Genomic DNA, 12,590 nt, shown 5'->3' with positions numbered 1-12,590 from the left:
CCCAGCGCGGCACCGGAGAGGGGGAGCGTGAGTGAGCGCATGACGGGTGCGCGAACCACCGGAACGGGGACGGCCGTCGCCGGGTCGAGGCCCGCGGGGAGCACCAGCGCGGGCACGACCGGTGCGGGCGGGGCCGGCGCGGCGGGCTCCGCGGCCGCCACCGACACGGGCGGCGCCGGCGGGCCGAGCACCGGCGGGCCGGAGGCCACCGGGGCCAGGCGGGGCTGGGTCGGCGACCCCCGCACGCCCGTCCTCGACCGCCCGCTGGCCTCGTACTACCTGCTGCTCTCCTCCGCCGGCCTGCTGCTGCTACTCGGCCTGGTGATGGTGCTCTCGGCGTCCGCCCCGCGGTCGTTCCAGGACTTCGGCTCGGCCTACACGCTGTTCCTGCGCCAGGCGACCTGGGCTGGCATCGGCTTCCCGCTGCTGCTGGTGGCGAGCCGCCTGCCGATCCGCGTGTTCCGGGCCGCCGCCTACCCATTGCTGGGCGTGACCGTCCTGCTGCTGATGGCGGTGCTCGTCCCGGGGATCGGGCATGTCGAGAACGGTTCCCGGCAGTGGATCCCGATCGGCCCGTACACCCTGCAGCCGAGCGAGTTCGCCAAGATCGCCCTGGTGCTGTGGTGCTCGGACGTCCTCGTCCGCAAGCGCCGGCTGCTGGTCAACTGGAAGCACCTGATCATCCCGGTGGTGCCCGGCTTCCTGTTCGTCGACCTGCTGCTCATGCTCGAGCCCGATCTGGGCGGCTCGATCTGTGTCACCGTCGTCCCGCTGGCGGTGCTCTGGGTGATCGGCACCCCGCTGCGGATCTACGCCGGACTGCTCGGCGGCATGGTCGCCGGCGCCAGCGTCCTGGCGATCAGCGCGCCGTACCGGCTGGAACGGCTGATGTCCTTCCGGGATCCCTTCGCCGACCCGAACAACACCGGCTTCCAGGCCGTCCACGGCATCTACGCGCTGTCGTCCGGCGGCTGGTGGGGGGAGGGGCTGGGCGCCTCGCGGGAGAAGTGGCCGGACCTGCTGCCCGCCGTGCACACCGACTTCATCCTCGCGATCATCGGCGAGGAGCTCGGGCTGCTCGGGAGCCTGGTGACCGTCACGCTGTTCGGCGTGCTGGGCTACGCGGGCCTGCGGATCGCGCACCGCAGCGACGACCTGTTCATCCGGCTGGCCGCCACGGCGGTCACCGCCTGGATCATCGCGCAGGCCGTGGTGAACATGGGTGCGGTCGTGGGACTGCTGCCGATCACCGGGGTGACCTTGCCACTGGTGTCCTTCGGCGGATCGGCGCTGCTGCCGACGATGGGCGCGCTGGGCATGCTGCTGGCCTTCGCCCGCCGCGAGCCGGACGCCGTCGTCTACCTCGCGGAGCGGGCCGAGGCACGCCGAGCGGGGCGGGCCGGCCGGGGGTGGCTGCGCCGCCGCCGCGCCGCGCGGGCCGAGACCCCCGAAACGGTGGTCTGAGCGGCCGCGACGAGGCGTCCGCGTGTTCCACCGACCATGTTGCGTGGACGCCGCCCCGATGTGGAATCGTCAGGGCCGATGTTGCGAAGTGTGCTGCTCGCCGGCGGCGGAACTGCCGGCCATGTGGAACCGGCCCTCGCGGTCGCCGACGCGTTGCGCGCGGACGACCCCAGGATCCGGGTGACCCTGCTCGGCACCGAGACCGGGCTGGAGGCGAAGCTCGTCCCGGCCCGCGGCTACGAGCTGGCGACCGTGCCGAAGGTGCCGATGCCCCGGCGCCCCTCGCCGGCGCTGCTCACGGTGCCGAAGCGGCTGGCGGCCGCCGTCAGCGCGGCGCGCGCCACGCTGCGCGAGGTGCGGGCGGACGTCGTGGTGGGCTTCGGTGGCTACGTCGCCGTGCCCGCCTACGTGGCCGCGCGCCGCCTGGGGGTGCCGATCGTCGTGCACGAGGCCAACCCGCTGCCCGGCCTCGCGAACCGGCTGGGGGCGCGGCTCACGCCGTTCGTGGCCACCTCCTACCCCAGCACCCCGCTGCGCGGGTCCACCCTCACCGGGATCCCGCTGCGCGCGGAGATCCTCACCCTGGACCGCTCGGCGCCGGCGGCGCGCGCGGCGCGGGCCCGCTACGGCCTGGACGCCCACCGCCCGACCCTGCTCGTCTTCGGGGGGTCGCAGGGCGCCCGCTCGCTGAACACCGCGATGGTCGGCGCCGCGCGGGAGCTGACCGGCTCAGGCGTGCAGGTGTTGCACGCCACCGGGCCGAAGAACTACGAGGAGGTCGCCGCCGCGCTGCCCGCCGGGCTGGCCGCGCCCTACCGGGCGGTGCCGTACCTGGACCACATCCCCTCCGCCTACGCGGCCGCCGACATGAGCCTGTGCCGCTCCGGCGCGATGACGTGCGCCGAGCTCGCGGCGGTCGGCCTGCCGGCGGTGTACGTACCGCTGCCGCACGGCAACGGCGAGCAGCGCCGCAACGCGCTGCCGACGGTGGAGGCCGGCGGCGGGCTGCTGGTGGACGACGCCGAGCTGAGCCCCGGCTGGCTGGCGGCCAACCTGCTCCCGGTGCTGACCTCGGCCGAGCGGCTGGGGAAGATGTCCGCGGCCTGCGCCGGCACGGGCCACCCGGACGCCGCCCGCGCGATCGTCGCGATGATCCGGCTGGCCGAGCCGACCCGCAGGCGGGCCCGGCCGAGGCACGCGGCGAACTGAGTGGCCGTGGTCAGCCTTCCCGCGCCCGCGCGGCGCCGGAGTCCGCTGCGTGCCTGCGCGCGGCGCTGCGGCAGGATGGCGACGTGACGGCGCGAGATCTCCCGGAGGGCTGGCGGCGGGTCCACCTCGTCGGCATCGGCGGGATCGCCATGAGCGGTCTGGCACGGTTGCTGGTCGCGCGGGGCGCGACGGTCTCCGGCAGCGACGCGGTCGAGTCCCGGCGGCTGGCGTCGCTGCGCGCGCTCGGCGTCCCGGTCACGGTGGGCAACGGCCCCGACAGGTTCGACGCCTCGCGCCTCGACGGGGTCGAGCTGGTCGTCGTCGCGCCAGCGGTGCCGGGCGACGACCTGGAGCTCGCCGAGGCGCGCCGGCGCGAGCTGCGGGTGCTGACCCGCTCCGCCGCGCTCGCCGGGCTGATGGCCGGGCACCGAGGCGTGGCGGTCGCGGGCTCGCACGGCAAGACCACCGTGGCGATGATGCTCACCGCCGCCCTGCAGGCCTGCGGCGCGGACCCGACGTTCGCGGTCGGCGGGGATCCGGGCGAGGCCGGCTCGCACACCCACGCGGGCAGCTCCGAGCTGATGGTCGTCGAGGCGGACGAGGACGCCGGCGCGTTCTGGCAGCTCCAGCCGTACGGCGCGGTGCTGACAGGGGTGGCCGCCGAGCACCTCGACCACTACCGGACGATGCCCGCCCTCGCCGCCTCGTTCGCGACGTTCCTGCGCCGGGTCGACCCGGGCGGCTTCCTGGTCGCCTGCGTGGACGACGCGGCCGGGTGGGCGCTCGCCACGGCGGCGGCCGACCACGCCGACCGCTGGCGCCGGGCCGGCGCCAGCGCCAGCGCCAGCGCCCCGGACGGTGGCCGGCCGTGGCTGACGGGGTACGGGTTCGGGCCGTCGGCGGACGTCCGGCTCGTCGCCGAGGAGATCTCGATCGCGGGCACCAGCGCGGAGGTCGTCGTCCATGGCGTCCGGCTGGGCCGGCTGTCGCTGCGGGTCCCCGGCCGGCACCACCTCCTGGACGCCGCGGCGGCCCTGGCCGCCGGGATCGCCCTGGGCGCCCCGCCGGCCGGCCTGCTGGCCGGGCTGACCGAGTTCGCCGGGGTCCGCCGCCGCTTCGAGTCGCTCGGGTCGGCGGGCGGGGTGCGGGTGGTCGACGACTACGCCAACCACCCGGACCGGGTGGCCGCCGCGGTCGAGGCGGCGCGGGCGGCTGCCGGCGGCGGCCGGGTCGTCGTCGCGTTCCAGCCGCACCTGTACAGCCGCACGGCCCTGCTCGCCGACCGGTTCGGTGCCGCGCTGGGCTCGGCCGACGCGGTCGTGGTGATGGACGTCTACGGCGCCGGGGAGCAGCCCGAACCGGGCGCGGGCGGTGCCCGGGTCGCCGCGGCCACCCGGTCCGGGGCGGCGCGGGTCGGGGCGGCGCGGGTCGTGTACGAGCCGTCGTGGTCGGCCGTCCCGGGCGTGCTGATGGACCTGGCACGGCCGGGCGACCTGGTCATGACGCTCGGCGCCGGGGACGTGACGCAGGTCGGCCCGGAGCTGCTGCGTCTGCTGGCCGAACGGTCGGCCCTGCCGGGCTAGCCCGAGCGGCGGACCCTAGCGCACGACCGAGCCGCAAGCCCGAGGCCGAATCGCAGGCCCAAGCCTCGCCAGGCCCCAGTTTGATGATCCATCGCAGAGGCGCGGCGTCAGCCGCCGCGCCTCTGTCCGAAGTGCTGCCGGGGTGGGGTCAGCGCAGCGCGGCGAGGACGACGACCGGGATCTCGCGGGTCGTCTGCTCCTGATGGGTGCGCAGCCCCGGCATGCCGTCCACCAGCGCCGCGTACAGGCGCTCGCGCTCGACCCCGACGGCGGTGGACGCCTCCGCGTCGAACCGGTCGGCGTCCAGCTCCACGGTGACCTTCGGGTGCGCCAGCAGGTTCCGGTACCACTGCGGGTGCGCCGCGGCGGCCATGTTCGTGGCGTAGACGACGAGGCGCCGGGCCGGGACGTCCCGCTCCGGGCCGTCCGGCCTGGCGTTCAGGCTGTCCGGCGTGGCGTGCGGGCCGGCCAGCGTGGCGTGCGGGCCGTCCCGAGTGACGTTCGGAGCGTTCGGCGGGGCGTCAGGGGCGCCGTGCGCCGGATGGCCGTCCACGACGTAGCCCAGCGGGGTGGTGCGCGGGCGTCCGGTGCGCTCGCCGACGGTTGTCAGCAGCAGGAGCCGGGAGCCGGACAGGGTCTTCTCCAGCCTGCCGCCGTTGGCCCGGTACTCGGCGATCACCGCCTGGTTGACCACCCTGAAGTCGAACCCGCGGCTGCGTGGGTCTCGAGTTTCGGTCATCGTCGGTCCTCACCCTTGCCGTCGGGGCACCCGCCGGGAGGGGGGAGTGTTCGTTCACCGGAGAATGTCACGCGGCGCAGTCAACCATCGACTCCGCGCACCGCCCCGCAGGGTCAGGTCGGCAGGCCCGTCGCGTCCTGGTCGCCCGCCCGGCTGCTCCCGGAAAGTGCGGCGGTGCCGCCGGCGGTGAGCAGGTCCAGCAGGCGCGGGCCGAGCGTGGTGATCGTTCCGGCGCCGAGGGTGAGCAGCATGACGCCGTGCGTGCCGCCGGCCGCCGCGTCGCCGAGGTCCCCGCGGCCGCCGCGGCCGCCGAGGTCGGCGAGGTCGGCGACGAGCCGGCCCGGCAGGTCGGGCCAGGCCACGTAGCCGGCGGCGGCCGGCCGCCTGATCCGCCCGGCGAGGTCGGACGCGTGCAGGCCCAGGTTGTCGGTCTCGCGCGCGGCGTACACGTCGGTCACGTAGACGCGGTCGGCGTCGCCGAAGGCCGTCGCGAAGTCGTCGAGCAGCGCGGCGAGGCGACTGAACGTGTGCGGCTGCGCGACCGCCCAGACCTGCCGGCCGGCGGCGCGGTCGCGGGCCGCGCGCAGGGTGGCGCGGATCTCGGTCGGGTGGTGCGCGTAGTCGTCGACGATCTCCACGCGGGTGCCGCCGGGCGCGCTCGCCCGGCCCACGACGTCGAAGCGCCGGGCCGCGCCCGCGTACGTCCCCAGCGTCCTCAGGGCGTCCGTGGGCGGCACCCCCAGCTCGGCGGCCGTGGCGAGGGCGGCGAGGGCGTCCAGGGCGATGTGGGGGCCGGGCAGCGCCAGGGTGAGCTCGCCGACCCGGTTCCCGTCGTGCAGCACGGTCGAGGTGGAGCCGCCGCCGGGCAGCGGGACGTAGTCCACCGCCCGCCACGTCCGCCCGGGGGCGAAGCCGTAGTCGACCACCCGGGCCCGCGGCGCGTCGGCGCGCCGGTCGGGCTCGGCCCGCCGGTCGAGTTCTGCGAGCACCGCGGCGACGCCGGGATGGTCGCCGCAGACGACCAGCCGCCCGCCCGGGCGGACCCGGGCCGCGAAGTCGGCGAACACCGCGCGCACCGAGGCCTCGTCCGGGAAGAGGTCCGGATGCTCCCATTCGACGTTGGTGATCACCGCGAGCTCCGGGTCCAGCCCGGCGAACGCGCCGCCGTACTCATCCGCCTCCAGGACGAACACGTCGCCCCGTCCGGTCACGGCGCTGCCGCCCAACTGGGCCACATCGGCACCGATGACCGCGGTCGGGTCGGCGCCGCCGGCCGCGAGCACCAGGGTCAGCATCGCCGCGGTGGTGGTCTTGCCGTGTGAGCCGGCGACCGCCACGAGCCGGTAGGGCGCGGTCAGCTCCGGCAGCCAGTCCGAGCGCCGCCGGACGGGGACGCCGAGCTCGCGGGCGGCGATGATCTCCGGGTGGTCGTCACGCAGCGCGCTGGAGGCCACGACGACGTCCGCCGCGGACAGCTCGGCGGCCAGCGCCGCCGCGTCGGCAGCGGGGCCGACCCGGACGGGGACCCCCAGCTCACGCAGCATGGCGACCCGCGGTGAGTACTCCTGGTCGCTGCCGGAGACCTGGCCGCCGGCGGCCAGGTGGATCTGGGCGAGGGGTGACAGCCCGGCGCCGCCGATGCCGAGGAAGTGGACCCGCCGGGCCCGCTCGGGGCGGTCGCGGGGATCGGGGACGACGGGCGGCGGCGCGGCGGCCGGGCCTGCTGGGGCGGCCGGGGCGTCGTCGGAGTGCGGTCCGGTCACGCCACGCAGTACACACCACCGGGCAGGGGCTCGGCGGAGGTGCCCCGGGCGAGCCGGGACCGGTGTGACGAAGGGGACGCGAATCCCATCCGTGTGACGCGCCGCCAGCGTCCTTGACCACCGACGAAGCCGTGCCTACTGTCCGATCCACAGTCGGAAGTTGACATAACTGTAACCGTCTAGCTGACGGTGAAGGTTGAGGCTGCTCGGCTGCTTCCCCGCTCCAATCGGTCGTAAGACCGCGGGCTAACGGAGCCGGGGAGCCCCCCTGCTCGCCCACCGACGCCGCTGGAGGACCGACACCGCATGGCAGCCCCCCAGAACTATCTCGCGGTCATCAAGGTCGTCGGGATAGGCGGAGGCGGCGTAAACGCCGTCAACCGGATGATCGAAGTCGGGCTAAAGGGTGTCGAGTTCATCGCCATCAACACCGACGCCCAGGCGCTGTTGATGAGCGATGCCGACGTCAAGCTCGACGTCGGCCGTGAACTCACCCGTGGCCTGGGGGCCGGTGCCGACCCGGAGGTCGGCCGCCAGGCCGCCGAGGATCACCGCGAGGAGATCGAGGAGGTCCTCAAGGGGGCCGACATGGTCTTCGTGACCGCGGGTGAGGGCGGTGGCACCGGCACCGGTGGCGCTCCCGTCGTCGCCAACGTGGCCCGCTCGCTCGGCGCGCTGACGATCGGTGTGGTGACGCGCCCATTCACCTTCGAGGGCCGCCGCCGCGCGACCCAGGCCGACACGGGCATCGACACCCTCCGCAATGAGGTTGACACCCTCATCGTCATCCCGAACGACCGCCTGCTCGCGATGACCGATCGCGACATCAGCGTCCTGGACGCCTTCCGCAGCGCAGACCAGGTGCTGCTCTCCGGTGTCCAGGGCATCACCGACCTCATCACCACCCCTGGTCTGATCAACCTCGACTTCGCCGACGTCAAGACGGTCATGTCGCACGCCGGCAGCGCCCTGATGGGCATCGGCCGGGCGCGGGGCGACGACCGGGCCACGGTCGCCGCCGAACAGGCCATCGCCTCCCCCCTGCTGGAGGCCAGCATGGACGGCGCACAGGGCGTCCTGCTGAACATCTCCGGTGGGTCCGACCTCGGTCTGTTCGAGATCAACGCCGCGGCCGAGCTGGTCGCCGACGCGGCCCATCCCGAGGCGAACATCATCTTCGGTGCGGTGATCGACGACGCCCTCGGCGACGAGGTGCGGGTCACCGTGATCGCCGCCGGGTTCGACACCGTGCAGGACCGACGGACCCGCACGCTCGCCACCCAGCGCCGACCACCGGGGCCGGGCGGCGCGGCCGGCGGCCCGCCGCAGCCGGGGGCCCCCGGCCAGCCGGCGGCCCAGCCGGGCTCGGGCGGCGCGCCGAACACCACGGCGCTGCCGCCGATCCCGAACGTGCCGGCGCCGCCACGGCCCGCGCCGGCCCACTCGACCTACCTGCCGCCTACGAGCCAGCAGGTCGGGCACTACGTGCCGGACCCGCTGCCCGACGATCGCGCCCCGAGCCAGGCCGGTGCGCCGGTGGTCGGGTCCGCCGGCGACCAGCGGCCCATGGGCGGGCCGCCCCGCCGGGAGCACCCGGACACGGCCGGGGAGGGCGGCTACGCCCGCTCCGCGCCGGCTGCCGGCGCACCGGGCATCGGCCACCCGGCTCCCGGGCACGCTGCTCCGGCCCACGCCGCGCCGGCCCATGCCGCCGCGGCCCAGGGCATGCCCCGCGCCGGGCTCGGGCACGCCGGAGCCGCTCCCGGCGGGGCCCCGGGCGCGCCGGGAGCCGCTCCGGCCGGCGGGGCTCCGCCGCAGGCCGGCCGCGGCCCGGAGCCGGCCCGTCCCGGCCCGCGCCCGACCTACCCGCCGCGCCGCCCCGTCCGCCCGGTGGCCGACGACGACGAGCTGGACGTCCCGGATTTCCTCAAGTAGGCGGCGATGCCCGTCCTGGTGACCTCGCGTGACGGCGGCACGAGCATGCCGCCGTACGCGGGGCTCAACCTCGGTGACCACGTGGGTGATGATCCGGAGGCGGTCAGCGTGAACCGGCGGCTGCTCGCGTCCCGGGTCGGCCGGCCGGTCCAGTTCATGCGGCAGGTGCACGGGGCCCAGGTGAGCCTGGTGCGGGCACCCGGACCGCCGCCCGAGGCCGACGCCATGGTCACCGACGCCGCCGGCGTCGCGCTCGCGGTGCTGGTGGCCGACTGCGTGCCGGTGATGTTCGAGTCGCCGGCGGCGGTCGGCGTCGCGCACGCCGGCCGCCAGGGGATGGCGGCGGGCGTGCTGGCGGCCACCTTGAAGATCTTCGACGAGCTCGGCGTCGACCGCTCGTCGATCGACGTCACGCTGGGCCCGGCGATCTGCGGGCGGTGCTACGAGGTGCCCGCGGACATGCGCGCCGACATCCAGCGGCGGGTTCCGGGCAGTGGGTCGGAGACCCGAGCGGGCACGCCCGCGCTGGATCTCCGGGCCGGGCTGCGCGCCCAGCTGGCGACGGCCGGCGTGGGCCGTGTTGTGGTATCCGATCGTTGCAGCGCCGAGTCGGGGGATCTCTACTCGTACCGCCGCGACGGGCGGACCGGGCGGTTCGCCGGCCTCGCCTGGCTGTCATGAGCGGCCTCGAGCGCGAGGTGGACCCGCGCCGGCTGGCCGAGTTGCGCGAGCGGCTGACAGTCGTCCGTGACCGGATCACCGTGGCGGCCCGGGACGCCGGCCGCGACCCGGCGGAGCTGACCCTGATCGCCGTCAGCAAGACCCGACCCGCCGAGGACGTCCTCGCGCTGGTCGCGCTGGGTGTCCGCCACTTCGCCGAGAACCGCGAGCAGGAGGCCGGGCCGAAGACCGAGGCCGTCCGGCTGGCGCTGGCCGCCGCCGCGGCGGGCGGCTCGGATGAGCACACGATGTGGTCCGATGATGACCGTTTCCGGGAATCGAGTCCGTTGGCCGACACGTCGGGGGCATGGCGTCCATCACGTGTGGATCAGGGTCCGACCCTCGGGCCGGCCGCCGGGCCCGATGTGCCGGTCTGGCATTTCGTCGGCCAGCTCCAGCGCAACAAGGCCCGGGCCGTGGCGGGCTGGGTGCACTGCGTGCAGTCGGTGGACCGAGCGCGACTGGTCGAAGCCCTTTCCCGGGCAGCAACGGCACGTGGTCGTCAGATTTCAGTGTGCATACAGGTCAATCTGGACATTGCGGAGCCAGTCGGTGCACCGGGTGCGCCCGCGGCGCGAAATGCCCTGTCTACCAGGGAAAACGAGCCCACCGCCGGGGCTGCGGACGGCGCTCGCGGCGGGGCCCTGCCCGCGGACGTACCGGCGCTCGCCGAGCTCGTCGCGGGCTCCGAAGGGCTTGTTCTGACGGGTGTGATGGCTGTCGCGCCACGCGGAGCACCCGCCAGGCCGGCCTTCGCTCGACTCCGTGAGGTAGCCGACCGACTTCTTTCCGAACATCCCGCGGCGACGCTAGTCAGTGCAGGGATGTCCGGCGATCTCGAGGACGCGGTCGCGGAGGGCGCGACACACCTTCGGATCGGCACCGCTTTGTTCGGTGAACGGCACGGTGTCCCTTAGAGTCGCGCCCATGGGGCTCGGTCGCAGGGCGATGGTCTACCTCGGGCTCGCCGAGGAGGACGAGGACTATCTCGACGACGACTATGACGACGGCGGTCACGACGCCGCCCGAGGCGCCGTCCGGGAGGATCGGCGGGCCACGCTCGACCCGGTGCCGATTGACCGGTCGGTCCGCCGGATCGATGCACGTGAGGAGCATGTCGCCATGCCGCGACGCCCACCGGTGGAGCATCTGCGACCCCCCGTGCCGACGCCGATGCGCCGCGTAGCGCCCGTCGAGGAGCCCCGGCCATACCGGATCACGACGCTCCAGCCGCGTAGCTACAATGAGGCCCGTCAGATCGGTGAGGAGTTCCGGGACGGGACCCCCGTTATCATGAACCTCACCGAGATGGACGACGTCGACGCCAAGCGGCTGGTCGACTTCGCCGCAGGGCTGATCTTCGGGCTCCGCGGCGACATCGAGAAGGTGACCAACAAGGTCTTCCTGCTCTCGCCGCACAACGTCGAGGTCACCGAGACGGACAAACGACGCATCCGCGAGGGTGGGTTTTACAACCAGTCGTAGTAACCAGTCGTAGCCAGGGCAAGATCATCCAGTAGGGTCGTCACCACTTCCCCTCGTCCTCCCGGGAGAGAGCACCATCAGCGCACTTGGAACTCTGCTCTTTTGGGTGCTGACGGCCTACCTGCTGCTCCTGATCGCTCGGTGGGTCATCGACCTGGTGCTCGCGCTGAGCGGCTCCTTCCGGCCGACCGGCCCCCTGGTCCTGCTCTTCGAGATCGTGTACACGGCGACTGACCCTCCGTTGCGATTGATCCGGCGGTTCATCCCGCCGTTGAGGGTAGGTAGCGTTGCGCTTGACCTCGGGTTTCTGCTTCTCTTCATAGTGATCGTCGTTTTGCAGAGCTATGCGCAGAGGCTGTGACTGAGGTCGTGTGCACACCGCGAGTGCGGGCAAGGCAGACTGCCCGCAGACCGCCCTCTCTTCGGGGAGCGGCGATGCCGCACGAGGAGGCAACGTGGCGCTGACACCGCAGGATGTTCAGAACAAGGTCTTCAGCCCGACGAGGTTCCGCACGGGCTACAACGAGGACGAGGTCGACACCTTCCTTGATGAGGTCGAGGCCGAGCTGACGCGACTGCTCGACGAGAGCAGCGACCTGCGCAGGCAGCTCGACGAGGCCCGCCGGTCCGGCGGTGGCGGTCCCGGTGTCCCGGCACAGATCCTCGACGAGAACCAGCAGCTGCGCCGCCAGCTCGAGGAGTCCCGCCGGCAGCTGGCGCAGGCGCAGGCGCAGGCCGCGCAGGCGGCCCAGGCCGCCCGCGAGCGGCCCCCGATGCCCGCCGGCCCGCCTGGCGCGGGTCCGGGTGGTCCGGGTGGACCTGGCGCGCCCGGTGGTCCGCCGGTGTCCGGTGGCCCGACGGCGGTCATGCCCGCGCTGGTCGGCGGGGGCGGTCAGGCCCCGGCCCGCACGGGCCCGGGAGCCGGTGGCCAGAACGACGCCGACATCGAGCAGCGCGTCGCGCGGACCCTCGTGCTCGCCCAGCGGACCGCCGACGAGGCGCTGCGGGAGGCCCGCGCCGAGTCGGAGCGGGCCCGCCGCGAGGCGCGCGCCGACGCCGACCGGATCCTCGGTGAGGCCCGGGCGCACGTCGCCGAGCAGCTCGGTGGGCTCGAGGACGACAAGCGCCGCCTCGAAGGCCAGGTCGAGCAGCTCCGCGCCTTCGAGCGTGAGTACCGCACGCGGCTGCGCGCCTACCTGGAGATGCAGCTGCGTGACCTCGACGGCATGCCCACACAGCCGGCCGTCGGGCCGGGTATGCCGTCGCGCCCCGGGCTCAACCCCGGCGCGCCGACACCCACCCCGGCCCCCGCGAGTGTCGGCATGGCGCAGACCGGTGGCGGCCAGCCGCCCCAGCCGCCCCAGCAGCCCCAGCACGTGGGAGCGCAGGCGTTCCAGGGCGGCCCGCAGATGGGCGCCGCGACGCTGGCGCGGGAGAGCAACGGCCACGGCGGGCGCCCGGATCTCGACCCGGGCCGCCGCGACGCTCCGGGCATGCAGGAGTTCTAGGCCAGCATGGTGATGATCAGCGGCGCCCTGGTGGTGATCGCCGCGGTGCTGGCCGTGCTCGGCCTGTTCGGCGCGGCCACCTGGTCGTACACGTCACTGATCGTCGTCTGCCTCGCCGCGGTGCTGCTGCCCGTCGCGGCTGTGCGGCGCGCCGGGAAGAAGACGCCGGCCTAGGCCTCGCTGC

At 74.6% G+C, this 12,590-nt stretch carries 12 protein-coding genes; 10 read left to right on the top strand and 2 right to left on the bottom strand.

Features of this window, described 5'->3' with window-relative positions; translation table 11 throughout:
• Positions 1-39: 39 nt before the first annotated feature.
• The 3 genes from ftsW (at position 40) to murC (FRANEAN1_RS25000) (ending at position 4,256) form a co-directional block, all read left to right on the top strand.
• On the top strand, positions 40-1,464 hold the full coding sequence (gene ftsW, locus FRANEAN1_RS25010; RefSeq protein WP_020462573.1) for a putative lipid II flippase FtsW: 1,425 nt from the start codon (positions 40-42) through the stop codon (positions 1,462-1,464).
• 78 nt (positions 1,465-1,542) lie between these two features.
• Entirely contained in the window at positions 1,543-2,673 is a 1,131-nt protein-coding gene (gene murG, locus FRANEAN1_RS25005; RefSeq protein WP_041254785.1) for an undecaprenyldiphospho-muramoylpentapeptide beta-N-acetylglucosaminyltransferase, read from the top strand.
• An 83-nt stretch (positions 2,674-2,756) separates the two neighbouring features.
• Positions 2,757-4,256 carry a UDP-N-acetylmuramate--L-alanine ligase gene (murC, locus tag FRANEAN1_RS25000; protein WP_020462571.1) on the top strand — a complete coding sequence of 500 codons (1,500 nt, stop codon included), beginning with the start codon at positions 2,757-2,759 and terminating at the stop codon, positions 4,254-4,256.
• 148 nt (positions 4,257-4,404) lie between these two features.
• Here the strand turns inward: murC (FRANEAN1_RS25000) and FRANEAN1_RS24995 are convergent, their stop codons facing one another.
• Positions 4,405-4,995, bottom strand: coding sequence for a nitroreductase/quinone reductase family protein (locus FRANEAN1_RS24995; protein ID WP_020462570.1), 591 nt, complete (start codon positions 4,993-4,995; stop codon positions 4,405-4,407).
• Positions 4,996-5,108: 113 nt separating this feature from the next.
• Positions 5,109-6,758: a UDP-N-acetylmuramate--L-alanine ligase gene (murC, locus tag FRANEAN1_RS24990; RefSeq protein WP_020462569.1), complete on the bottom strand. Its 1,650-nt coding sequence runs from the start codon at positions 6,756-6,758 to the stop codon at positions 5,109-5,111.
• 306 nt (positions 6,759-7,064) lie between these two features.
• On the opposite strand from murC (FRANEAN1_RS24990), the gene ftsZ reads away from it, so the two are divergent.
• The 7 genes from ftsZ to FRANEAN1_RS42510 all read left to right on the top strand — a co-directional run bounded on the left by ftsZ (position 7,065) and on the right by FRANEAN1_RS42510 (position 12,580).
• A complete protein-coding gene (gene ftsZ / locus FRANEAN1_RS24985) occupies positions 7,065-8,693 on the top strand; it encodes a cell division protein FtsZ (RefSeq protein ID WP_020462568.1) in 1,629 nt (542 codons plus the stop codon).
• Positions 8,694-8,699: 6 nt separating this feature from the next.
• A complete protein-coding gene (gene pgeF / locus FRANEAN1_RS24980; protein ID WP_020462567.1) occupies positions 8,700-9,374 on the top strand; it encodes a peptidoglycan editing factor PgeF in 675 nt (224 codons plus the stop codon).
• Positions 9,371-10,330 carry a YggS family pyridoxal phosphate enzyme gene (locus FRANEAN1_RS24975; protein ID WP_020462566.1) on the top strand — a complete coding sequence of 320 codons (960 nt, stop codon included), beginning with the start codon at positions 9,371-9,373 and terminating at the stop codon, positions 10,328-10,330. Before pgeF ends, FRANEAN1_RS24975 begins: the two co-directional genes overlap by 4 nt.
• Positions 10,331-10,340: 10 nt before the next feature.
• Positions 10,341-10,898: a cell division protein SepF gene (sepF, locus tag FRANEAN1_RS24970; RefSeq protein WP_041254784.1), complete on the top strand. Its 558-nt coding sequence runs from the start codon at positions 10,341-10,343 to the stop codon at positions 10,896-10,898.
• 106 nt (positions 10,899-11,004) lie between these two features.
• Positions 11,005-11,259: a YggT family protein gene (locus tag FRANEAN1_RS24965; RefSeq protein WP_020462564.1), complete on the top strand. Its 255-nt coding sequence runs from the start codon at positions 11,005-11,007 to the stop codon at positions 11,257-11,259.
• Between the two features lie 94 nt (positions 11,260-11,353).
• Entirely contained in the window at positions 11,354-12,406 is a 1,053-nt protein-coding gene (locus FRANEAN1_RS24960) for a DivIVA domain-containing protein (protein WP_020462563.1), read from the top strand.
• 6 nt (positions 12,407-12,412) lie between these two features.
• The gene (locus FRANEAN1_RS42510; protein WP_165938600.1) at positions 12,413-12,580 is read left to right on the top strand and encodes a hypothetical protein; all 168 of its coding nucleotides are present in this window, start codon (positions 12,413-12,415) and stop codon (positions 12,578-12,580) included.
• Positions 12,581-12,590: the final 10 nt, after the last annotated feature.

It is taken from the genome of Parafrankia sp. EAN1pec (assembly GCF_000018005.1).
GTDB lineage: Bacteria > Actinomycetota > Actinomycetes > Frankiales > Frankiaceae > Parafrankia > Parafrankia soli.
The sequence above is the reverse complement of the archived record's forward strand: the minus strand, read 5'-3'. Positions and strand labels throughout refer to the sequence as shown.